This window comes from Pseudoalteromonas neustonica (assembly GCF_001653135.1).
GTDB lineage: Bacteria > Pseudomonadota > Gammaproteobacteria > Enterobacterales > Alteromonadaceae > Pseudoalteromonas > Pseudoalteromonas neustonica.
On sequence record NZ_BDDS01000005.1, the window covers coordinates 291733 to 315024 of the forward strand.

The window sequence follows — 23292 nt, forward strand, 5'->3', positions numbered from 1 at the left end:
ATATGAAAAATCAACACCCTAATTTTTGGTCAACACCTACAGGCTGGGCTGCACTGGCACTTATTGCCGCAGTGACCTACTTCTTAGTGCTTGAGCATGGTCAACATATGCTGCAATTTCTTCCCTACTTGATTTTATTGCTATGCCCCTTGATGCACGTATTTATGCATGGCAGTCATGGTAAACATGGTCACGATCATTCACATGCGCCTGATGAAAAAAAGGAAGAGAGCTTTCAAGAACTCACGGATAAAAATGCAGCCTATCGCGATGGCTACATACAAGGGTTAGAAAAGGCACGTAAGGAATCACATAAAAAGGAGAGCAGTGATGAATGAAACATATGATTATGGCTTATGGTCAATGGTGATACTGAACTCAGCAATTTTTATCTTTTTTGCCTTTAGTTTTGTCAAACCAAAAACATCAACTGATTGGAGAAGTCTAAGCGCGTTCTCTGCCTTTATTGTTGCCCTATTTACTGAAATGTATGGCTTTCCTTTAACTATCTATTTTCTGTCGGGGTGGCTGACGGAGACCTATCCAGAAGTAAATTTCTTTGCGCATGAAAATGGGCATTTATTACATACTTTCTTTGGATTTCAAGGTGATGCCCATTGGGACCCATTTCATATAGTGAGTATGGTGTTAATTGTTGCAGGTTTCTTTATGTTGTCTTCAGCATGGAATGTATTGCATCACGCGCAAAAACATCATCAATTGGCTACAACTGGATGGTATGCAAGGTGTCGCCACCCACAGTATGTAGCTTTCATTCTAATCATGTTCGGCTTTTTATTGCAGTGGCCGACAATCCCAACACTTGCGATGTTTCCGATCTTAGTCGTTGTTTACGTCAAGCTAGCGAAACGCGAAGAAGCACAAGCGATTGCTGAGTTTGGTTCGGAGTACCACAGGTATATGGAATCGACACCAAGTTGGATCCCAAATTTTAATAAAAGTGTAGAAGGTAAAAATCATGAAAACGTTAACTAAATCAATTTTATTTATTAGTTCACTACTTATAACCACTAGCTCATTTGCCCAAAACAATGAGCATAAGCATGAAGGTGCGAACAAAGCTGATATGCATCAAGGCATGGCAATACCACATGAGAACATGGGAGAAATGCACAAAAAGATGATGGAAATGAAAAAGGAAGTCCATGCCATTAAAACTGAAAAAGATCCTGAAAAGCAACAGCAGATGATGGTTGAACATCACCGTTCAATGATGAAGATGATGCAATCCATGCACAAAAACATGGAAGAAATGCCAATGCATCAACAAATCAAGATGGCTGAACATCATTTAGAAATGATGGGGAACATGATGCCGCAGATGAACCGTAAAATGGAAGAAATGAAAGATAGCAATCAACAGCATTCACACAAACATTAGGAGAAAAATTATGAGCGATTTAAATCATAGAGTTGGCGTTAAAGAGCAAAATTTAGTTGTTCGAAACCTAAAGCTTAGCAATGTCACAGAAGAAAGCTGTGACGAGTTAGTAAAAGAAATAGATCAGCTTTTTGGTATAGATGAAGTTAGTTACAACATCAAAGAAGGTGAAATACACCTTGCCTATGATGCCGCAAACGTAAGCCTTGATGGGATTGAGGAGGTAATCCGTAAGTATGGCGCAGATGTTCATGATGATTGGTGGACACATACTAAAGAAAGTTACTATAAATTTGTTGATCAGAACATCAAAGATAACTCTGTTCATAAGCCTTGGAGTTGTCATCAAGCACCTTCGGGGGCTGGCCGGAAAAACAAATGAATTCATAAAAAAGTGTATAGATAATTAGTTAGTCAAATGAGGTAACAGTGATGAAAACACCCTATATAAAAGCTCTTTTATTGCTTACATTCGGTTTATATTTAGTGGGTTGTTCCAATACCACTTTTTATCATAAATACATGGTGAGAGGTCAGGTAGTAGAAAGTTCTGATAATCGAACTCTAATCTGTATTGGTGCTAAGCATGGCGCAGAGGTTGGGCAAAAATACAGTGTTATTAGATTCCATGAAAGAATAGTATTGAGTGAAGGTGAAGATCCCTACACTATCGAAAAGGTAGGAACGGTACAAATTACTAAAATTGTGAATGATCATTTCGCAACTGTAAAGCTAGTGTCTGGTGACATTGCAGCGAAAGATATGGTGGAACTTGAAAACTAATAAAGTGGTGGCGAAAGCCACCACAAGAGCATAACAATAAAACTTAATGAAAAAACTTTAGTGTTATTTTGTACAACCTTTGAGATTGTTTGCTCAGTTCTGGTTATCTTGATGCCAGTACGACAGAAAAAATGTTACATATGAATTAGAAAGGTGTGGGCTGGCATCCTAGGTCTAATCTTAACAGTTAAGGGGCCGCCGAATAGAGCTATACCTTTACATCAGCAGCATAATCAATGCTCCCGCGATCATAAATAAGTTTTCAGATAGCGATACAAATCCAAGTGGCACACTGCTATCGCCGCCTACACAGGCACACTTTAACTGGCGTTTGTCGATGTAAACGGCTTTGAAAACTGAAATTGCTCCAACTGTGCCGATAAACAATGAAAATGGTGCCACTGCGAGAGGCTGTAGTTGGGCAACCATACCAATACCTGCATATGCTTCAATGAAGGGATAAATATAACCATATCTTATCCATCTCATCGCTAGTAAATCATAAGTAATAAACGAATTTGTGAAACTGTATAGGTCTTTCAGTTTTTGCACCGCTAAGAGCGTCATTGAAAAAGCTATAAATAGCATCAGTGTTCTGATGGAGATAAATGAGCCGGAAGCAAAATGTTGAGATGCGACAGCAAGAAGTGCAGCTATCGAGAAAATGGCTACAACGGGCGTGTAGGTTGTGCCAGTTTGACCTGCTTCATCTTTACCAAAATACTCTCTTAAGTCATCGTATCCTCCGACACGCTTTCCTTCAATAAAGGTTTGTGGCGTAGTTTTGACATCATGCTTAGCTTTGAAGTCATCAGCTTGTTGTCTTGACGTGAGCTTATGATCTTCTACATCATACCCTTGCCTCTCCAGCAAATCTTTCGACCTTAAACCATAGGGGCAGATATGTTCGTCAGTGACCATTCTGTACAGGGTAGCTGTCTTAGTCATCTTAGTCTCCTTTGTTCAGTGTGCCTTCAAACTTTGGGAGCGGTCGTTGCTCAGCCTGAGCTTGTGAGCTGACCTTTCCATTTTCAGAAATATCTTTAATCAGCCATTCCATTTCTTTTATTTCTTTTCGTTGGGCTTTAATAATACCATTTGCCAATTCACGCACGCGTACATCCTCCAAAGTTGAATGCTCACTAGTAAGAATAGCAATGGAGTGATGAGGAATCATCGCTTTCATGTAAGCAGTGTCAGAAATTGTGCTTTGAGAGCGAACAAGATAAAGACATATGGCAAACAGTATTGTCGCCAATAGAAAAATAGCCATGTTGAGCTTCTTGTTACTGTACATGCCAAGCATAAAGGCCAGCATGATCATTGCCATACCTGCTCCCATATACAACGCCATATAGATACGCGTTTCACTAAACCATATATGTGATACTGCGTAAGTGTTGAGATACATCATGACAAACATAGCAATGGTTGAGGTGATGATCATTGCAGCAAATCTTGAGTATTTCATAAGTAATCCTTACATTGATAGTGTAAATATTTCCCACTGTTAGCCTATTATTCTCTACATGTGGTCATGTTCTCGAAAAAGTGCAAGTAATGAGCCAGTATCAATAAGAGTATTTGTAATACGATTGACTCAATTTCAGCTTATATCTAAAGTTTAAGTTTTGAACTTATGATAGACACAGGCTAAATTGGCTTTAGTTAACAATCTAATGGGAGAACTCAAAGCACTACAAGCTGAGCTTCAACAAATGGCAAGCTCGTGTACAAGTGAAGCGTGTGAAATAATTAAGTCACTTTATAGTTAGAATTGTCATTCATTTTCTATCCGTAGTGTACGAATTTCTATTTTTTATTACGTTCATGTACGAAATTTATTTAATATACTTTCGTTCATTTAATTGTTAAGGTGTGCGAAAGTTACAGGTTTCGTATATATGAAAGTTGGTTTTGCAAGAGTTTCAACTAAAGAACAAGATTTAAATGTTCAACTGTCCAAGTTGGACGCTCAGGGCTGTGAAAAAATATTCCAAGGCAAACAGTCTGGTGCTTCGATTCGAAATGAAGAAAAGCTTTAGGAACTCATCGACTTTATCAGGGAAGGTGATGAAGTTATTGTTACTCGCCTCGACCGTTTGGGACGGTCGTTAAAATCTATTCTTGAGGCAATTGAAAGCATCCATAAGAAAGGTGCTTGTTTGAATATTATCGACGGCTCTCTCAATACCAAAAATGATAATCCGTTTGCCACTGCCATGATCAACCTATGTGGAGTATTTGTGACTGTGCATAATGATTGAGATTGATCTCATTTTAGACTGAAAGGTTTTAAAGGGATGCCGCCAATCTCTCTTTTTATGAAAGTATGATTTTTTAATCATAATATCTGAGACTCAATCAGTTATATTACGATAATTTGATGCTATTTGCTAACGGCAGCTCCTCCGACATTGCGAACATTAGCATCAATGAATACCTTATGACTTCACTTAGCCAAAAGCGGAAGTTAGCTTTTGAGTTATTAACGAAAATTCAGAGTGTAAAGCAGACGTTGAAGAGTCAATAATAAACTTCAATTTAAACACTCTAGTGCATTAACGGCTGCAACTAATTTTGTCGTTCTAGAATTGGCGGAATTTTGCTGTTCCATATGAGAAGTAAACACACCAGTCACCATTCAATAGTTTGGCAAAACCTTGTGTGACTCATACTTGTGATACCGCTGACATGAATTTGTCAGCATTTCTTCCGTTTTTATCTGTCCACATTTAGGACATGCAATAGTCGATTAATGTTCTATATTCTGCCCGTATGCCTCTAACAGAGTTAACTATCTAGTGACTTAATGATCCCGCATGCTTCAATAGTATTGTTCGAACCACAAGCACTAGCCATCTGTTGTAATTCAGCTTTAAGCGCCCTTAATTCTTTCATGCGTTTATTCACTAGTGCAAGTTGCTGATCAATTAATGCATTAACGCTAGAGCAGCTTTCTTCTGGCTTATTTTTTAATTCGATAAGACGTTTAATATCATTGAGTGATATATCTAGGCTGCGACAATGTTTTACGAACTCCAATTGTTTAAGTGCTTTACTATCATACAGCCTGAAATTACCTTCTGAACGGTTTGGATTTAACAGTAATCCTTCTCTTTCATAATATCTAATTGTTTGTATAGAACAGCCCGATTTTTTAGACAATTCGCCTATTTTCATCAATTTCCCCCAGACATTTGATTCTATAGTTACTATAGAGTCTGTAGTATAAGTATGCAACGAAAAGGATATATAAAAAATGACCGAGAAATATTTAAACAATACGAATATCGTTAATTTTGAACACAAAGATATCCAATCCCTGATCGATCAGCGAGGATGGCAAAGCTTAGACGATTTCAACAAAATTGGAGCAGCATACCAATTTGTGAAAGATGAAATAATGTTTGGCTATAACAAGAGTGATGATATAGCAGCAAGCGATGTACTAGCAGATGGTTATGGGCAATGTAATACTAAGGGTAATCTGTTAATGGCGCTATTGCGTGGACTAGGTATCCAGTGTCGTTTCCATGGTTTTACCATTGATCAGCAATTACAAAAAGGGGCTATACCTAGCTATGTATTTTGGTTAGCACCTAAATACATCATTCATAGTTGGGTAGAAGTTTATTTCGATGGACGCTGGATAAACTTAGAGGGCTTTATATTGGATGAGCAATACTTAAGCTCACTACAGCAGAAATTTAGCCAAGCAAAAGATGACTTTTGTGTCTATGGTGTTGCAACAAAGTGTTTCTCTTCACCAAACACAAATTGGTGCGGCCAAGATACCTATATTCAAAAAGAAGGTATTCATGACGACTTTGGGCTTTATGATTCCCCTGATGAGTTTTATCTTGAAAAGGGTACTAATTTGTCGGGAGTAAAACGTTGGATGTATCAAGGTGTGATTCGCCATTTGATTAATATGAATGTATCAAAAATTAGAAATACAAAAGCACTGGAGGTACAAAATGCACAACCATAGTCACAGTCATCAGCATTCTAAAGATGATCGTATTGGTTGGGCATTTTTTCTGAATGTGACATTTACTATTATCGAATTTATAGGTGGTTGGCTCACTAACAGTACTGCGATAATGGCAGATGCAGTTCACGATCTTGGTGATAGTCTTTCAATAGGTTTTGCGTGGATTTTAAGTCGTTTTTCAGATAAAGAAGCATCAGATAAGTTTAGTTATGGTTATCGTAGACTTACTCTCTTTGGCGCATTGATAAACAGTATTGTTTTAATCATTGGCTCAATTTGGATTTTATTTGAAGCAATTCCAAGGCTGTCCAATCCTGAAATGCCTGTAGTCGAGGGGATGTTAGGGCTAGCGATACTCGGCGTTGCCGTTAACGGATATGCGGTATTAAAATTAAAAGCGGGTGAAACATTAAATGAGAAAGTGCTGACATGGCACCTTCTTGAAGATGTACTTGGATGGGTTGCCGTTCTTATAGTCTCTATCGTACTGTTGTTCGCTGAACTGCCGATATTAGATCCCCTTTTATCAATAGGGTTCACGCTGTTCATCTTGTTTAATGTTTTCAAAAACCTGAAATCAACACTCGTTTTATTTCTTCAAGCTGCACCCGATAAAGAGACTCAAAAGCGTATTAAACTATCACTAATGGAATTTCCTGAAGTTAATGGTATCCACCACATGCACTTTTGGTCACTAGATGGTGAAAGTCACGTTTTAACAGCGCACCTTGAGCTGAGTGACAACTTTGACGTTAAAGAATTAATTAGGCTTAAACAAGAAGTTGCAGCTAAATTATCTTCCTATCATTTATCGCATACAACGATAGAGTTTGAGTTTTTAAATGAAAATTGTCGGGATGAAGCGCAGTAAGCTTTATCAATAAAATGTTGGGCATACAATATAAAAAGCAGCTTAATTAGGCATAACCTATTAATTAAGCTGCTTTTTGGGCTTTAAATTTCGTCAGATTACTGTTTGTTACTCTCAGAGCCATGCGCCCATTGATATAAAACAGGTAATACAAACAAAGTTAAAATGGTAGAAGATACAATACCGCCGATAACGACTGTTGCTAGTGGTCGTTGTACTTCTGCACCAATTCCAGTGTTTAGCGCCATTGGAATAAAACCTAAACTAGCAACCAGTGCCGTCATTAAAATAGGTCTTAAACGAATGATGGCACCTTCAATGATCGCTACGTAAAGGTCGCCTTTTTCATGCCAAAGATCTCGAATAAAAGCCAACATAACCAAGCCATTTAATACGGCGACACCTGACAATGCTATGAAGCCGACACCTGCCGAAATTGATAAGGGCATGTCTCTTAAATAAAGTGAAAATACGCCCCCAGTTAATGCTAAAGGCACGCCACTGAAAATGATTAATGCATCTTTTAATGAACCAAATGCGATAACCAAAATACCTAAGATTACAACTAATGTGATCGGTACAACTAAGCTTAATCTTTTACTCGCTGACTCTAGTTGTTCAAACGTTCCACCATAATCAAGCCAGTATCCTGCTGGGATTTCTCCTTCCTGATTAATTTTAGCTTTCACTTCTTTTACAAAGCCGCCTAAATCTCTGCCACGAACATTGACGGTAACCACAACTCTTCTTTTTCCGTTCTCACGGCTAATTTGAGCAGGTAAAGACTCTGATTTAAGCTCTGCAACTTCTTCAAGTGGCACATAGTTACCACCCTCAAGTGGAAGCGGCAGGTGCTTCAAGCCATCGATATCTGTTCTTGTTTGCTCTGGTAGGCGAACAACTAACTCAAATCTTCTGTCACCTTCATAAATGATCCCCGCAGATTCACCGCCAATTGCAGTAGCAACCCAGTCTTGCAGTTCGGTAACGCTCAAACCATACCTACCAAGCGCTTCTCGTTTAGGAATTACTGATAAAGATGGAACACCTGTGACCTGTTCCATTCGGGCATCAGCAGCACCGTCCACGGTGTTCACAATATTTAGAATATCTTTTGCGGTAAGTAATAACCGATCCAAATCATCCCCAAATACTTTGATACCCACGTCAGCTCTAACACCAGAAATCAATTCGTTGAAACGCATTTGAATAGGCTGAGTGAATTCATAGTTGTTGCCCGGAATGTTTTTTAGCACCTCTTCCATTTCTTCAACTAATTCACTCTTTGGCTTTGAAGGTTCGGCCCAATCTTTACGTGGTTTTAAAATAACAAAGATATCAGCAATACTCGGTGGCATTGGATCAGTTGCTACTTCTGGTGTGCCGATGCGCGAGAATACTTTATCAACTTCAGGAAACGCTTTAATACGTTGCTCAAGTACTTCTTGCATTTCTACTGATTGCTCTAGGCCGGTAGAAGGTATTCTTAGCGCTTGGACTGTTATATCCCCTTCATTTAGCTGTGGAACAAATTCACTACCCAGCGTTGTTGCTAACCAAAGGCTATACCCCATTAAGAGCGTCGAAAATGAAACGATAACCCAACGAAATTTCAACGCCATTTTTAGCAATGGTTCATAAATAGACTTGGTTGAACGAATAACAACACTTTCTTTTTCGCTGATTTTACCTTTCATAAAAACAGCTACAGCAGCAGGAACCAGTGTAACTGAAAGGATCATTGCGGAAATTAACGCCATAACGACAGTTGCCGCCATAGGGTGGAACATTTTCCCTTCAACGCCAGTTAGCGTGAAAATGGGGATGTAAACAACAGTGATAATTGCCACACCAAACAAGCTTGGACGTATCACTTCTGAAGTGGCTTCAAAAACGGTATTTAGGCGTTCTCTTAAGTCTTGCCTATGACCGTTGTGTTGGGCCTGTGCTAACCTACGGACAGAGTTTTCAACGATGATGACAGCCCCGTCCACTATCAAGCCAAAGTCCAATGCGCCGAGACTCATTAAATTGGCAGATACTCCTGCTTGCACCATACCTGTGATTGTCATTAACATGGAAATAGGGATAACAGCAGCGGTAATGAGAGCTGCACGTAAATTTCCAAGTAGAATAAATAACACAACAATAACTAAAAGCGCACCTTCAACGAGGTTTTTGGTAACGGTTGCAATCGCTTTATCTACTAACGTTGTTCTGTCGTAAACAGGCTCTGCGGTAATGCCCTTTGGCAGAGATTTTTGTATTTCGCTGAGCTTATGTTCCACTTCTAAAGCAACGGTGCGAGAATTCTCACCAATCAGCATCATGGTTGTACCAAGCACTGTCTCAATGCCATTACGAGTAGCAGCCCCTGTTCTAAGTTCTTTGCCTATAGCAACATTGGCAACATCACTTATTTTTACAGGAATACCATCGTTCTTTTTGATGATGACATTGAGGATCTCATCTATTGTCGCTAGTTGCCCAATGGAGCGTACTAAAACTTGCTGTCCGTTTTGCTCGATATAACCCGCGCCACGGTTATCATTATTTTTACGTAATGCATCAGATATTTCTTCAAAGCTCACACGATAAAAAAGTAATTTTTCAGGTTTCGGTGTTATGTGATATTGCTTGTTGTAGCCGCCGATACTGTTGACCTCAATGACGCCTTTAACTTGAGCCAATTGCGGTTTAATGATCCAGTCTTGTATTTCTCTTAAGGCAATAGCGGTATAAGGCTCTCCATTAGGCATTTTAGCATCAGGAGAAGCTTGTACGGTATACATAAATATTTCGCCAAGCCCTGTCGAAATAGGACCCATTTCTGGCTCTAAGCCAGAGGGAATAACGCCTTTTATCGCAGCTAATCTTGCATTGATTAAGTTGCGAGCAAAATAAATATCGGTTCCCTCTTCAAAGATAACGGTTACTTGAGATAATCCATATCTTGACAGGGAGCGGGTGTGAGACAGCTTTGGCAATCCGGCTAAGGCTGTTTCTACAGGAAAGGTCACCCTTTGTTCCGCTTCCAAAGGTGAATAACCGGGGGCAGAAGTGTTTATTTGTACCTGCACGTTTGTTATATCTGGAACAGCATCAATGGGAAGTTTTTGATAACTCCACATACCAACGCCGATGATTACCATCAGCAAGCTTAATACTAAGTAGCGCCTATTTATTGCAAGACGCAAAATTGATTCAATCATATTGCGTCTCCTAATCGTCGTCTTCTACTTCAGATTTCAATATATCTGCTTTTATCAGATAACTGTTTTTGTTTACATATTCAGTGTCTTTACTGAGGCCACCAATAACCTCGATATAGTTCTTATCTGAACGTCCTAATACAAGCGGTGCAAATTCGTACTCTTCATCTTCTTTAACAAATACACCTAATTGTCCCCCCAGTTCTTGGATAGCAACTTTCTCAACGGCTAAATCCACCTTGAATTGATTTATTTTGACGTTGCCTTTTAATAATTGACCTGACGTTAGCTTTAACTCAGTGTTGTTTAAACGTACACGTGCTAAAACATAAGACTGATCTTTAGCTGGAATTATATTGGTGATGGTTGAGTTGAATGCCTGTTCACCATGCTCAATATCAACAGGTTGACCGACTTTAATTTGATTATATTGGCTGGTAAACACCTTAAATTCAGCCCACAAGGTGTCAAAATTGACGATTTCAAACAAGCTAGTGTTTTGCGTGATACCGCCAATATTTCCATTTCGCTGTAAAACAGTCCCAGAAACAGGCGATGTTATTTTATAAGTATTTAAGCTCTCATTAGATTCAATAACGGCTAATAGATCGCCTTTTTTTACCGTATCACCAACAGTGGAGTTTATTGTCTTTATAACGCCGTTATATCTAGCGCCAACTTGAAATAATTGTTCAGCGCCTATCGTCGTAGAGCCGTATACAGGGATAGTTTGGTTCAACGTTTTTGAAGCTAAATAGGCTGTTTCAACACCAACCTTTTTTGCCATGTTATTGTCGATTTTGCTTATGCCTTCTTCGCCTTCATGTTCATCTTCACTAGCGAAAACACTTTGAATGGGTGACAAATACCCAATAAAAATCAATAGTGCGAGTAAATAGTTTTTCATTTTTAATTCCTAAACGATTCAGTTAATAACTGAATCAATAAATTGTTATTAAGCTTAAAGTGATGCTTTTTTTAGAGTGACAGCGCTTCGTTTGTTAGTTTTTCTATCTCTGCGCCATAAATTAGGGCAGCAGATGCCGCATCAATGAGGGTTCGCCGAGCATTTAACAGCTCTTGTCTAGCCGATACATAATCAAGATATCCATATCGACCTTTTTGATAGGCGTCTTGAGTATCTTCCAGTGCATCTTCAAGCATTGGGATAACCGACTGCTTTAATGAATTAGCTGTTAATATGGCTTGTTTTCTATTGGAGTATGCTCGTAGTAAGTGATTTCTAAACCTCAACTTAGTCGCCTCTTTCTCTATGGCAACTTGGTCACGCTCTGCTAGCGCACTAGCGATTGCACCAGAATTTCGCTTTTCAGCAAACAAAGGTAAGCTAAAGCCAGCGACCAGTGCCGTATCATTGGCTTCTTGAGAGCGCCTAACACCAACAGACCATTTGATATTGGCCGTTGACTCTGTTTTAGCTAACTGTATTTCAGCCTCTTTTAGTCGCTGTTCACTTGCATAGATTTGAATAGCAGGGTTCTTCTCTAACTTCGCAAAAAGGCTGTTAAAGTCACTATCATTGCCAAACTGAAAAAGATCCCCTTGTACTTCAGAGAAGGTTACAGAGTTTTCCCCCCAGTAGGCTGCTAATGAGAGCTTCAAATATTCCAAGCGCTTTTGTTCAGATTGAAGGGTGAGGTTAGCCTGAGCAATAACTGCTTTTGAGCGTTTCACTTCAGCCTCAGGAGTAGCACCTGCGCGGTTACGCTGAGATACAATCTCTAACGTTTCTTGTGCTAAGCTCAAAGCATTTTCTGCCAATATAACTCTTTGTTGGGCTGCAAGTACTTCCACGTACTTCTCAGTGACTTGAGCCATTAAATTAAGCGCAGAGACTTCTTTCTCAGCATTGAGTAGTGCTCTTGATTTTGAAACAAGTCCAATCCGCGCTGAGCGTTTATCTCCCATTTCGATAACCGAAGATAGAGCGACTGTTAATTCAGCACTGTCGAATGCATTAAATTCACCTGAGCCTGCAAAGTTCTCAGCTTCAACTTCTAGTTCATAAGCAGGATTTAAACTTGCTGTTTGTTCTTGTCCTGTTAATGCGGTTTGTTTGAAATCAAATATTTTGAGTTCAGGATTTTGTTTAAGCGTCCACTGAATTGCCTCTTGAAGATTTAACTGCTTTTCAAAGGCATAAACATTAAATGTAAAAAGTGACAACGCGAGAAACGCGATATATTTAAGCCGAGGTGTTACACACCTCAAAATTGCTATCTTGCGATGCACACAGGTATTAAGTGCCATGTATACTTTCCTATAAATTTATATGTTTTTTTCGGTCATTAACATTTGACCTTTCATAATTTTCTATAAAATTTAGGCGTATTTAGGTGGGCGGAATGGCACCGAGATATAGCCTTTTAGCTCAGGAGAAACTAAGGCGTAGGTAAGGAAATATTCTATTGCTTGGAAAATGTTACAGGAAGAATCAGCATTTAAAAATAAGTGACAACAGCAACAAAAATTACAATTATCAATTGAAGAGTTGCTATTATTCACCTCAAGCATATTGGAGTCTTCTGGAGCTTTTAGCGGGGTAATAGACTTAGTTAGTGATGAACTAAAAGAACTTTCACTTAAGTTTATTTCAAGCTCTTCTAGCGAAAAAAACACAGACTGCACCGCGATTAAAATCATTATCACGTATGATATATTTGATTTGATATACGATGAGTGCATTATTTTCATTTCTCTGCTTAATACTTTAGCTGTAAGATGCGGCGAGCACCGTTTAAAACGACAAGAGCAATTATCAAACCAATCACTAAATCTGGATAACGACTGCTTGTTGCTGTAACTAATAAGCCAGCTAAAATTACACCAACGTTTGCGATAACGTCATTTGCGGAAAAAATCCAACTCGCTTTCATATGAGCGCCGTCTTCTTTGTTGCCAAATATCAAAAACAGACAAGCAACGTTAGCGATTAGTGCTATTCCACCAAATATCATCATTAAAGAAGAGATCGGTTCACTACCGTAAACAAAGCGTCTTACGACTTCGCTCAAAGCACCTAGCGCTAGAATAACTTGAAGCACACCAGATATATGTGCTGCTCTAAGTTTCATGCTAATACTTTTACCTACGGCATAAATAGCTAAACCATACACAGCAGCATCAGCAAACATATCTAATGAGTCTGCAATTAGGCCAGCAGACTGTGCAATAATCCCAGCAATTACTTCTATAAAAAACATGACTCCATTAATGGCTAACAACCATTTTAGGGTTGATGCTTCTTTCATCTCATTTTTTTGGGCTAAGTCTTTTGCTTTTGCAGCTTCTGTACTGCAACTTTGTTTAGTTGACTCTAACTCTGCACCGAGTTTAAGTTGTTGTAACTTTTTTGTTATCTCATCTAAATTTTCATCATGAAAAACTTTGACTAAGCGATTAGGAATATCAAACTGCAATCCAACTGAAGGCTGAATTGAGTCAAGTGCTAATCTGATCAATCTCTCTTCTGAAGGACAGTCCATTTGAGGCACTTTATATGTACTGACAAACGCGCCACTATAGTTATCTAATTGTGTATCAATTTTTACGTCTTCGTTGGTAGGAGATGATTGACACTGACCACTACATTTTTCTGACATATTTAACATTCCGAAACAATATTAAAATAAGTATAAAATCTATAGTGGCTATAGAGTCAAATAAAAAGTTATTTAATTTGAAAAGATTGGGAAGTAACTCAAATAGCTATTCCAAGAAAATAATTGTTGGGGGGTAGTGACAGCAAACACTGCTAACATTATTTGGACTGCCCGTTTTATACCGATGTTTATCAAAGATAAAAAATAGAAGAACTATCTAGATAGAATAAATTAACCGATGATCCTAATTCCACATTAAAGTCGCGTTGGTGTGTTACTAATTGTACAGAGGATCTAAAACAAGATTTAAATTTAAAAGTAAGAGCAACGACTATATTGTTGGAACACTTGTCATGAGATACGCTAAGCCTAATGTCCGGTTTCGTATCAAAGTGAATTTTAGCTGAAGTAATTTTGTACCATCGTTTACGACTGCTTCAGGCTCAAATCTGACGAAGATTTCCTAGTACTCACCCAATCTGGCTTGATGAGAAATAATCTCAAACATTATGCGTAGCCACATATTCGCTCAACTTGAGCGGGATCTTATAAAAGCCAGAACCACAGAAGGTCGTGAAGAGGCTAAAGCTAAAGGCAAACACATGGGCAGATTGCCTGCTTTATCAGACAAACAAGCGAAAGAATTATATAAAGATAAATTAAATGGTGAATCGATCTCTGCATTAGCGAAGAAATATTCTGTTAGCCGCCCCACGGTTCACCGAATTATTGAAAGAATGGAACAAAAGAAATAATAAATAAAAGGAGACGTTATGTGGTCTGATAAAGAATCAAAAATTGATTTCTTAAATTTTAATGAAACGGCTGAGTCAATAAAAGATCTTATAACAGAAAAGGAGTTAATGCCTATTAGTATAGGCGTTTTTGGTGATTGGGGCGCTGGAAAATCGACGATTCTTGAACTTACTAAGGCTTCTCTGGAAAGTGATGAACAAGAATATATCCAAGTACATTTCGATGCATGGACTTTCCAAGGGTATGATGACGCTAAAGCGGCGTTACTAGAAACAATTGCATCTACTTTAGTTAAAAAAGCAGCAGACGATAAAAATCTCAGTGCAAAAGCAAAAGAGTTTGCTGGACGAATAGATAAGATCAGACTGATGGGATTGCTAATGGATGGTGGTGCAGCATTAGCTGGTATACCAACTATGGGTGGTATACAGAAGATCATGGGACTATTCAGTGGTGGTGACGATGGTGAACTGGATGTTGATGATGTAAAAGGTGCTGTCGATGGCGCTAAGGATGTCGCGAAGAAAAACAAAGGTTTGATCAAAGATAATAAATCATTTTCACCTCCTAAAGAAATTAAAGAATTCCGAAAAGCATATTCTGATCTGTTAAAGGAGTTTGATAAGCCACTTATTGTCTATGTCGATAATTTAGATCGCTGCTCTCCATTTAATGCTATTTCGACCCTTGAGGCGATCAGGTTATTTCTATTTTTACCCAATACTGCATTTGTTATTGCCGCCGATGAGGACATGATCCGCTTGGCAGTGCCTGAGTATCACAAAGGTGCATCTCAACGACATCAAACTGATTATTTAGACAAGCTTATTCAAATTCCTGTGCATGTACCAAGACCCGGCGTTCTGGAGATAAGGGCATATTTAATGATGCTTACTGCTCAAGATCACGGCGTTACCGATGCGCAATTAGAAACGATAAGATGTGCCCTTGAAGAGTCATTAAGGCTGTCGTGGAAACAACCACAAATTACCGTTGACGAGCTACTTCAAGATCACGAGATTGAAAAGCATTCCGAACTCAGAAGTAAATTTGTGGTTGCTGAACAGTTAGCTCCACTATTAGCTGAATCCACAAACATTAACGGCAACCCTCGCATAGTTAAGCGATTACTCAATCAGGTTAAGATGAGAAAGAAAACCGCTCATCGCAGAGGAATGCAGCTTGATGAAAAAACTATCACTAAGCTGGTAATTTTTGAGAGGTGCTTAGGCACTCAGGCTACCAACAAGCTTTATGAATTAATTGATAAGGAAAACGGATATCCAAAAGTATTAGCGGATCTTGAAAATTCAGAAGTCGAATTTGACGAAATTAATTTACCTGAAGAGTGGAAACTCGACCTAGCTTTTATTGATAAATGGTCGAAATTACCTCCCATGTTCACTGAAATGGATTTGACACCAGCGGCATATCTGAGCAGAGAAAGCATTCCAATGGGGGCTGTTAATTCGGTAATGTCTGGAGCCGCTCAAAAACTCGTAGAAGAATTAATGAAGCAAAAGGTAAGGGTCAGTGGCGTTAACTCTACTGCGATTACCACAACTCCGAAGGAAGAATACATGTCAGTCATGGATGGTTTGATTGAAAACTTTAAGTTGATTGGTGATTGGACCGAAAGACCAACAGGCATTTATGGGGCTGTGTTACTTGCCAAGCAGGATGATAAATGTAGCTTAAGTCTTCTTACATTTTTAAAAAGCTTGCCCCGCCAAAGATGGCTTAATCCAATTTTAAAAGAACTAGAGGGAACTAAGTAATATGGGTACGTCCGCATCGTCAACAGGACCAAATAATAAGAGTCCACTTATTCCATCTTGGGCAGAGCAAGGAGATCCTGTCACAATAGAACCTGCATCAGGTACTGATGGGGATGAGCAAGCTGGCTCTGATAATAATCAAGCTGATGATCAGAATGACAATAGCAATGATATTGACAATGACAAGGTTCAACAAGAAATCGGTGGTTCACCTACAGCAACACCGCCTCCAAATAGGTTTGCCAGTGCCAGAAGAGCATTTGTGTGACTACTCATAATGTTTGGGACTGAACTCATATTGAAGTAGCTTATTTTAATGGACTAAAACAAATAAGAGTTTATTGATTTCTTTGTTTTTCAATCATAATACTTGATATTCAGTCAGTAATCTTATTGATCACTTGTAGCCAAAAGCGGTCATTAGCTTTTGGGTTAATAACGGCTGCTCAGAGCCTAAAGCTACCAATTTATGTAATTATGTTTGTAAGTCATTCTAATGCGCTCAAGATAAACGAGCTAAGCGGTAAAAGTTCTTGGTCAGATTAGGGCATGCAAAGTGTTAATCGTTACCTATTTATTTTCAGTTTACTTTCCCAATGATCAATACTTTTGATAAATCCGGGACAATGATGTTCCAATGATTTATGGCCGGATAAGATCCCCCATAAATGAGGAATAGAGCGCATTTCACAACCCGGAGTTTTGATTATTGCTGATAAAACAAATGACAAGCCAAGATGTCCATATACATACGTCATCCAAAGCATAAGCCATGCGGTAATATACTCCCAATTTTGAGAATCTTTATCTTGCCAAACTAAACCAAGAGTTAGCAATGTTATTGTAAAAATCGAAAGTTGCACTAGCCAAGCCCATTTGACAGAAAAACCTAAGTTTACGACTGGTTTAATCAGATAGAAACCAAGAGCAATGGTGCAAATACTAACAAAATTCACGGGCCACCCACGGTCAATCATTCCCGGTATGTCGTCAACAATTTGCCATACTAAATCAAGACAGATTATACCTAAAAGTAGGCGAACAATTCGTCCAATAATTCGCGGTGGTTCAATACTTCCCGATTCTAGATATGTATTCATGCAATTACTCTTTGACTATCTGTTGATCTATTAATGCCTTATATGAACTATTCAATATATTCTAATTTAGTATAGATGCCATTCGTTGGTTTATGCATGTAAAGCACAGGTGTTAAAGCTCATATTCATTGCTGGTCACTCTAATTAGATATAAAGTAAGTAAACAAAAAATCGGTAAGGTAATTGATAACGTGTCTAAACGAACCATAAGTATGTTGGCTAAAGAAGTGAGCGTAAATGTCGAGACAATTCGTTTTTATGAACGCAAAGGCTTAATTAATCAGCCACCCAAACCTATGCAGGGCTATAGACATTACCCGAATGAAACGGTAAACAGAATACACTTTATTAAGCGTTCTCAAGAATTAGGTTTTACACTGAAAGAGATTGAAGGGTTACTTGCGTTAAACGATAGTCCATGTAGTAAAGTACAAGAATTAGCTAATAAAAAACTGATCGCAGTACAAAAAAAGATGGCTGACTTGTTGTTGTTAGAACACGCTTTGGAAGAACATTTAGGACAATGCCAAAATAATGATGACGATAGCCACTGCCCAATAATTGATTCGTTGCAACCGAAGTAAATGATTCACTTAACTACCATTTCCCACTAAAACAGCATATCCAATTTTACTTCTGCGCCTTAATTCAAGTTAGCTTATTCCCCTTATCTGTCGTAGCAGATTATCCAAGATAAATTTTTTTATAAATCACCCTTGACTCCGTACTTAGGTACATACAATACACTTGCATTATCACTTAATGAGGTATCCATATGAATCAAAAAGAATCAAACCTTCCAATGATAGGTGGCATCATCGCAGCAATAGGCGCAGGCGTGTGTTGTGTAGGTCCTTTGCTCCTGTTACTACTTGGGGTAAGTGGCTCATGGATTGGTAATTTAACTGCATTTGAACCCTATAGGCCATTATTTATCGCATTTGTAGTGTTGTTGTTTGGTTACTCAGGTTGGAAAATTTATCGTCCAGTAGAAGAGTGTGAGCCGGGAACGGCCTGTGCAATTCCTAAGAAACAGCAACAACGAAAAGCCATTTTCTGGCTGAGCGCTATAGTTGCGACAATTTTAGTGACCAGTAATTATTGGATACTTTTGTTTGCTTAATATACAGATCAAGAAATTTATAACATTTTAAAATTTGGAGCTAATTATGAAAAAATTATTATTAACCGCACTGCTTTCACTTTCTAGTTTTGGTGCTTTTGCCGAAGTAAAAACAGTTACGCTGGAAGTGCCAACGATGAACTGTGCGACATGCCCAATCACAGTTAAAAAATCATTAGAAAATGTTGATGGCGTTGAAAAAGCGAAAGTTACCTACAAGCCTAAGCTAGCTGTTGTTTCTTTTGATGACACTAAAACCAACATCAATGCATTAATTGCAGCGACTACCAACGCTGGCTACCCATCAAATTTAAAAGGTGAAAATAAGTAATGTTTAGCCCCTTAAAACTTGTTACGCGTATCGGAGATAAAGCAGGCTCTATAGGTGCACTTGTTTCGGCAATGGGGTGCGCTATGTGTTTTCCTGCGATAGCTAGTCTAGGTGCGGCAATTGGGATGGGATTTCTTAGTCAGTGGGAAGGGTTATTTATCAATACGTTGTTACCACTGTTTGCAGCATTAGCGCTGGCAATGAATATTTTAGGCTGGTTTAGCCATCGTCAATGGCACCGTAGTTTAATCGGTTCAATTGGCCCAATTTTGGTTTTACTCTCTTTATACCCTTGGTTCCAGTACGGCTGGAGTTCATACGTTACTTATACGGGGCTAGGACTAATGGTTGTTGTATCAATTTGGGACATGGTTTCTCCAGCGAATAAACGCTGTGATGATGAAACTTGTACCGCTTAACTTTTTAAGAGGAATAAAATATGTCAACGAATAGTTGTTGCTCGTCAAATGACACTCAGCCAGAACAATTACATGTAGCCATTATTGGTAGTGGCTCAGGGGCCTTTGCCAGTGCGATTAAAGCAGCAGAAGGCGGAGCAAGAGTTACTATCATTGAGGGGGCTGATGTTATCGGTGGTTGCTGTGTAAATGTCGGCTGTGTTCCCTCAAAAATATTAATCCGTGCTGCGCAATTAGCGCACCAGCAACGTACTAACCCATTTGATGGTTTAGAGAATATTCAGCCACAACTTAGCCGTTCCTTATTAGCACATCAGCAAAATGCTCGCGTTGAAGAATTACGCGATGCTAAATATCAACGTATTTTAGAGAGCAATCCAGCGCTATCTTTACTTAAAGGTTATGCACGTTTTAAAAATGAAAATACCTTGCTAGTTCAAAAGTCTGATGGTAGCGAAGAAGAGCTGGTTGCAGATCGCATTTTAATTGCAACAGGCTCTACACCAAGTATTCCACCAATTGAAGGGTTAGTTGACACGCCTTACTGGACATCAACAGAAGCCTTGTTTACCGAAGAATTACCAAGTAGCTTGATTGTTATCGGCTCCTCCGTTGTTGCTCTGGAAATTGCACAAGCTTATGCCCGTTTAGGAAGCAGTGTAACAGTATTAGCACGACATACGCTTTTGTATGCAGAAGATCCGTTATTAGGTGAAAAGCTGACTGAATGTTTTGAAAAAGAAGGCATTCGTGTACTTAATAATACGCAAGCAAGTCATGTTTCTTATGGTAGTAATGGGTTTACATTGAAAACTAACGAAGGAACATTAATCGCTGAAAAATTGCTTATCTCTACGGGTCGCCATGCAAATACTGGCAAGCTTGGTTTAGAAAATGTTGGTGTTGAAACAGATAAAAGTGGTGCCATTGTTGTTAATAGTATGATGGAAACATCAACAGCTAACATTTATGCCGCTGGAGATTGTTCCAATATGCCACAATTTGTTTATGTTGCTGCTGCTGCCGGAAGTAGGGCTGGAATTAATATGACAGGTGGAAATGCGCAACTCGATTTATCTACCATGCCTGCTGTTATATTCACCGACCCACAAGTTGCTACGGTAGGTCTAACCGAAGTACAAGCTTCAGCGGTAGGAATAAATACGATAAGTCGTGTACTTGATATGGAAAACGTACCAAGAGCTTTAGCAAATTTTGAAACGGATGGTTTTATCAAGTTGGTAGCTGAAGAATCCACGGGGAAACTGATAGGCGCACAAATTTTAGCCCATGAAGGCGGAGAACTGATTCAAAGTGCGGCTCTTGCTATTCATAATAAAATGACAGTCGAAGAATTGGCAGGTCAACTATTTCCGTATTTGACGATGGTTGAAGGATTGAAGTTATGCGCTCAAACCTTTAGCAAAGACGTTAAAGAGCTATCTTGCTGCGCAGGGTAATCATTTAACGGTAATGTACTTACAGAAATGTTAATGGAGTGCCAATTGATTGAATGTAATCAAGATATCTTAAGGCATTCCATTAACAACACAAATTGGAAGCATGCTAAATCATGATTAAATCTAAGGTTGAAAACATTCCTGTTGGTGAAGTCAGTTTTTTGACAGAGATACCTGACATCAATAAGTTCATTAGTAGTGATGATGATGCGTTGGATTTTCCTTTGAGTATTTCTCAACTGGCACTAGCTGCACAAACATCTGTCCATACGGTAAGAAATTATGTTCTTGAGAACTTAGTACACTGCGAAGAAAAAACTAAGTCAGGCCATTCACTTTATGGCTTATGTGCATTAAAGAGATTAAAGTTCATTCGGGCAGCAAGGGCGGCAGGTCTTCTTGTAGTTGATATCAAGCCATTACTAATGGCAATAGATGCAGGAGAAAGAAAAGTTCCTGAAGACATCCAAAAGCTGCTACTTACTAAAATCGAGCATAGAAAAGTATTTTTAAATCTAGTAACAAACCAAATTGAAGAGTTTTGCAATTAGAACAATTATAGAACAGTTCATAGCTCGACTAAAAACTTGTTAGCTTATCTGTTTTCTATCAATGTTAGCTTGTATATATCAAGCATATAGAATAGCAACGACCCTAATTATGGTGTTATTCAGACTAAAAGGACTATAATCGTATCAAAGTGAGCCTTAGATGGACTGGTTCTCATTCAGTGATTAGCAATTTCAAGCATTATGCGCAGTCACAAAAGCCAAGGCAAAATCACTAATTGGACTCAACTCAGTTTGCCTTTTTTCTGGTGGTCTTGATAGCGCAGTTGGTGCAATTGATATTTTAAACGGAGAGTCAAATTTAAAACCGCTTTTGGTTAGCCACGCTTATCGTGGTGATGGTGCGAAACAGAAAGATATTAAGCACTTATTATCCCCGCCATTCGGCGAATTGTCCTATTCAATGTCTCCTCATATTATCAAGCATTTAGAAGGTAAAACTGAGATTAGCATGAGGGGAAGAAGTTTCAACTTCCTAGCTATGGCGGTACTTGGTATATCAGCCTTAAGAAATGCTAATTGCGATAGCAGAATTGAAACTATTGTCGTCCCTGAGAATGGCTATATTTCTATAAATCCACCGCTTACCAGAAGACGGATTGGTAGCCATAGCACTAGAACTACTCATCCTAATTTTCTAAGCAGGCTTGAATCTTTGCTTAGAGACACTGGGTTTCATGTCAAATTTGTAAACCCGTATCAATTCAAAACTAAAGGTGAAATGTTAGCGGAATGTGTTGATCAAGACGCAATTAGAAAAGTAGTTCCCCTGAGTGTCTCATGCAGCCATTGGCACAGAGAGCATAAACAGTGCGGGCATTGTGTGCCTTGCCTTATTCGAAGAGCGTCAGTTTTTCATGCTGGTATCACACAAGATGCGCCATACAAGACGAAGCGGTTGAAAGGGCTTATCAAAGAAAAAGATACGCGTGATGATCTGCAAGCGGTTCAAGCTGCCATTATTCGGTTGAAGCAGACAGATAATTATCGTTCTTGGTTACGAATGTCGGGGCCGATACCGCAAGATAAAAATATAAGAGAAAAATTAGAATCAACTATTAAGCGAGGATTGGCAGAGGTTGAGTTATTTCTCCAAGCGGATATATCGTCATGATGGATCTTCATTGCCACGTTGACTTATACCCTGATCACCAAGAAGTATTGAACGATATAAAAAGCAGTAATTATTACGTGCTATCAGTAACTACGGTGCCTTCAGCTTTTGAAGGTACTGTCCAATTAACAAGTGGCATAAAGCACTGCAAAACGGCTTTGGGGCTTCACCCTCAACTTGCTCATCTAAGAAAAAATGAATTAGCACTATTCGATAAGCTAGTTGATAGAACTAGATATATTGGAGAAATTGGACTGGATGGCTCAAAAGGTTACGCTGATTACTTTGATGATCAATTAGAGGTTTTCACGCATATTCTAAAAAAATGTGAAGGCTTTGATGACAAAATACTAACTATCCATAGTCTCAACGCGACTGGTGAGGTACTTCTGAAACTTAGGCAGCACCCTGAGGCTGGCATTCCCATTCTTCATTGGTTTTTGGGTACTAAGAAACAAGTTCTAGAAGCCGTCGAGCTAGGTTGTTTCTTTTCTATTGGCCCAGCCATGCTAACTTCAGCCAGAGCTAAAAAAGTAATATCTTGGATACCTCAAGATAGGATTTTACTCGAAACTGATGGACCTTTCGCCAAAGTGGCGGGGAGTATTCTGTTTCCTTCAAATGTTGATACTGTTACTGAATTTCTGTCAGAAATTTGGTGTAAAAATAAGATTTCGGTAACAGAGCAATTGTCAGTAAACCTTAGGTGTTTAACATCAGGCAATGCACAATTGACACGATCTCTATGAATCTC

The 23292-nt window shown here is 38.8% G+C and carries 25 protein-coding genes and 2 pseudogenes; 19 read left to right on the plus strand and 8 right to left on the minus strand.

What is annotated here, in order from left to right; all coding sequences use genetic code 11:
- The first annotated feature begins 2 nt into the window (after window positions 1-2).
- From A7967_RS10070 to A7967_RS10090, 5 genes are read left to right on the plus strand one after another with little or no spacing between them, the layout of a single operon-like run.
- Window positions 3-338: a DUF2933 domain-containing protein gene (locus tag A7967_RS10070; protein ID WP_008467859.1), complete on the plus strand. Its 336-nt coding sequence runs from the start codon at window positions 3-5 to the stop codon at window positions 336-338.
- On the plus strand, window positions 331-996 hold the full coding sequence (locus A7967_RS10075) for a methyltransferase family protein (RefSeq protein WP_008467861.1): 666 nt from the start codon (window positions 331-333) through the stop codon (window positions 994-996). The genes A7967_RS10070 and A7967_RS10075 overlap by 8 nt, the downstream gene beginning before the upstream one ends.
- The gene (locus tag A7967_RS10080) at window positions 980-1402 is read left to right on the plus strand and encodes a hypothetical protein (protein WP_008467863.1); all 423 of its coding nucleotides are present in this window, start codon (window positions 980-982) and stop codon (window positions 1400-1402) included. The genes A7967_RS10075 and A7967_RS10080 overlap by 17 nt, the downstream gene beginning before the upstream one ends.
- A gap of 10 nt (window positions 1403-1412) precedes the next feature.
- The gene (locus tag A7967_RS10085) at window positions 1413-1784 is read left to right on the plus strand and encodes a hypothetical protein (protein WP_008467865.1); all 372 of its coding nucleotides are present in this window, start codon (window positions 1413-1415) and stop codon (window positions 1782-1784) included.
- 50 nt (window positions 1785-1834) lie between these two features.
- Window positions 1835-2185 (plus strand): hypothetical protein, encoded by a 351-nt coding sequence (locus tag A7967_RS10090; RefSeq protein WP_024602002.1) that lies wholly within the window; start codon window positions 1835-1837, stop codon window positions 2183-2185.
- Between the two features lie 216 nt (window positions 2186-2401).
- On the opposite strand, the gene A7967_RS10095 is transcribed toward A7967_RS10090, so the two are convergent.
- On the minus strand, window positions 2402-3133 hold the full coding sequence (locus tag A7967_RS10095; protein ID WP_008109669.1) for a MauE/DoxX family redox-associated membrane protein: 732 nt from the start codon (window positions 3131-3133) through the stop codon (window positions 2402-2404).
- 1 nt (window position 3134) lies between these two features.
- A complete protein-coding gene (locus A7967_RS10100; protein ID WP_008109672.1) occupies window positions 3135-3656 on the minus strand; it encodes a DUF305 domain-containing protein in 522 nt (173 codons plus the stop codon).
- 433 nt (window positions 3657-4089) lie between these two features.
- On the opposite strand from A7967_RS10100, the pseudogene A7967_RS23340 reads away from it, so the two are divergent.
- Window positions 4090-4452, plus strand: a pseudogene (locus tag A7967_RS23340) (recombinase family protein).
- A 526-nt stretch (window positions 4453-4978) separates the two neighbouring features.
- Here the strand turns inward: A7967_RS23340 and cadR are convergent.
- On the minus strand, window positions 4979-5368 hold the full coding sequence (cadR, locus tag A7967_RS10110; protein WP_008109677.1) for a Cd(II)/Pb(II)-responsive transcriptional regulator: 390 nt from the start codon (window positions 5366-5368) through the stop codon (window positions 4979-4981).
- Between the two features lie 79 nt (window positions 5369-5447).
- Here cadR and A7967_RS10115 point away from each other — a divergent pair, with 79 nt between their 5' ends.
- Entirely contained in the window at window positions 5448-6179 is a 732-nt protein-coding gene (locus tag A7967_RS10115) for a transglutaminase-like domain-containing protein (protein WP_008464145.1), read from the plus strand.
- Window positions 6166-7053, plus strand: a complete 888-nt coding sequence (locus A7967_RS10120; protein ID WP_008464143.1) for a cation diffusion facilitator family transporter — start codon at window positions 6166-6168, stop codon at window positions 7051-7053. Before A7967_RS10115 ends, A7967_RS10120 begins: the two co-directional genes overlap by 14 nt.
- Before the next feature lie 98 nt (window positions 7054-7151).
- Here A7967_RS10120 and A7967_RS10125 read toward each other — a convergent pair whose 3' ends face one another.
- The 4 genes from A7967_RS10125 to A7967_RS10145 all read right to left on the minus strand — a co-directional run bounded on the left by A7967_RS10125 (window position 7152) and on the right by A7967_RS10145 (window position 13888).
- On the minus strand, window positions 7152-10265 hold the full coding sequence (locus A7967_RS10125; RefSeq protein ID WP_064435667.1) for an efflux RND transporter permease subunit: 3114 nt from the start codon (window positions 10263-10265) through the stop codon (window positions 7152-7154).
- A gap of 10 nt (window positions 10266-10275) precedes the next feature.
- Window positions 10276-11172, minus strand: a complete 897-nt coding sequence (locus A7967_RS10130; RefSeq protein ID WP_058155246.1) for an efflux RND transporter periplasmic adaptor subunit — start codon at window positions 11170-11172, stop codon at window positions 10276-10278.
- Window positions 11173-11243: 71 nt separating this feature from the next.
- On the minus strand, window positions 11244-12536 hold the full coding sequence (locus tag A7967_RS10135; RefSeq protein ID WP_013465882.1) for a TolC family protein: 1293 nt from the start codon (window positions 12534-12536) through the stop codon (window positions 11244-11246).
- A gap of 452 nt (window positions 12537-12988) precedes the next feature.
- Window positions 12989-13888: a cation efflux transmembrane domain-containing protein gene (locus A7967_RS10145; RefSeq protein WP_013465880.1), complete on the minus strand. Its 900-nt coding sequence runs from the start codon at window positions 13886-13888 to the stop codon at window positions 12989-12991.
- A 509-nt stretch (window positions 13889-14397) separates the two neighbouring features.
- Here A7967_RS10145 and A7967_RS23345 point away from each other — a divergent pair.
- Genes A7967_RS23345 through A7967_RS10160 form a run of 3 tightly spaced genes read left to right on the plus strand, consistent with a single transcriptional unit; the run spans window position 14398 to window position 16690 of the window.
- Window positions 14398-14643 carry a helix-turn-helix domain-containing protein gene (locus A7967_RS23345; protein WP_016899212.1) on the plus strand — a complete coding sequence of 82 codons (246 nt, stop codon included), beginning with the start codon at window positions 14398-14400 and terminating at the stop codon, window positions 14641-14643.
- Window positions 14644-14661: 18 nt separating this feature from the next.
- A complete protein-coding gene (locus tag A7967_RS10155) occupies window positions 14662-16422 on the plus strand; it encodes a KAP family P-loop NTPase fold protein (protein ID WP_024596196.1) in 1761 nt (586 codons plus the stop codon).
- Window position 16423: 1 nt separating this feature from the next.
- Window positions 16424-16690, plus strand: a complete 267-nt coding sequence (locus tag A7967_RS10160) for a hypothetical protein (RefSeq protein ID WP_064435668.1) — start codon at window positions 16424-16426, stop codon at window positions 16688-16690.
- 298 nt (window positions 16691-16988) lie between these two features.
- On the opposite strand, the gene A7967_RS10165 is transcribed toward A7967_RS10160, so the two are convergent.
- Window positions 16989-17522, minus strand: coding sequence for a hypothetical protein (locus A7967_RS10165; RefSeq protein ID WP_064435669.1), 534 nt, complete (start codon window positions 17520-17522; stop codon window positions 16989-16991).
- A gap of 212 nt (window positions 17523-17734) precedes the next feature.
- Between A7967_RS10165 and merR the strand changes: the two genes are divergently transcribed.
- The 8 genes and pseudogenes from merR (at window position 17735) to qatD (ending at window position 23287) form a co-directional block, all read left to right on the plus strand.
- Complete coding sequence (gene merR, locus A7967_RS10170; protein ID WP_064435670.1) at window positions 17735-18106, plus strand: mercury resistance transcriptional regulator MerR; 372 nt, start codon at window positions 17735-17737, stop codon at window positions 18104-18106.
- A 191-nt stretch (window positions 18107-18297) separates the two neighbouring features.
- Window positions 18298-18645 carry a mercuric transporter MerT family protein gene (locus A7967_RS10175; RefSeq protein WP_064435671.1) on the plus strand — a complete coding sequence of 116 codons (348 nt, stop codon included), beginning with the start codon at window positions 18298-18300 and terminating at the stop codon, window positions 18643-18645.
- A gap of 46 nt (window positions 18646-18691) precedes the next feature.
- Complete coding sequence (gene merP, locus A7967_RS10180; RefSeq protein WP_064435672.1) at window positions 18692-18976, plus strand: mercury resistance system periplasmic binding protein MerP; 285 nt, start codon at window positions 18692-18694, stop codon at window positions 18974-18976.
- Window positions 18976-19395, plus strand: coding sequence for an organomercurial transporter MerC (gene merC / locus A7967_RS10185; protein WP_064435673.1), 420 nt, complete (start codon window positions 18976-18978; stop codon window positions 19393-19395). Before merP ends, merC begins: the two co-directional genes overlap by 1 nt.
- A 20-nt stretch (window positions 19396-19415) precedes the next feature.
- On the plus strand, window positions 19416-20855 hold the full coding sequence (gene merA / locus A7967_RS10190) for a mercury(II) reductase (protein ID WP_064435674.1): 1440 nt from the start codon (window positions 19416-19418) through the stop codon (window positions 20853-20855).
- A gap of 113 nt (window positions 20856-20968) precedes the next feature.
- On the plus strand, window positions 20969-21406 hold the full coding sequence (locus tag A7967_RS10195; protein ID WP_008110853.1) for a MerR family transcriptional regulator: 438 nt from the start codon (window positions 20969-20971) through the stop codon (window positions 21404-21406).
- A 226-nt stretch (window positions 21407-21632) separates the two neighbouring features.
- Window positions 21633-22538: pseudogene (gene qatC / locus A7967_RS10200) on the plus strand (Qat anti-phage system QueC-like protein QatC); the annotation flags it as partial.
- The gene (qatD, locus tag A7967_RS10205; protein WP_064435675.1) at window positions 22535-23287 is read left to right on the plus strand and encodes a Qat anti-phage system TatD family nuclease QatD; all 753 of its coding nucleotides are present in this window, start codon (window positions 22535-22537) and stop codon (window positions 23285-23287) included. The pseudogene qatC and the gene qatD, both read left to right, overlap by 4 nt.
- Window positions 23288-23292: the final 5 nt, after the last annotated feature.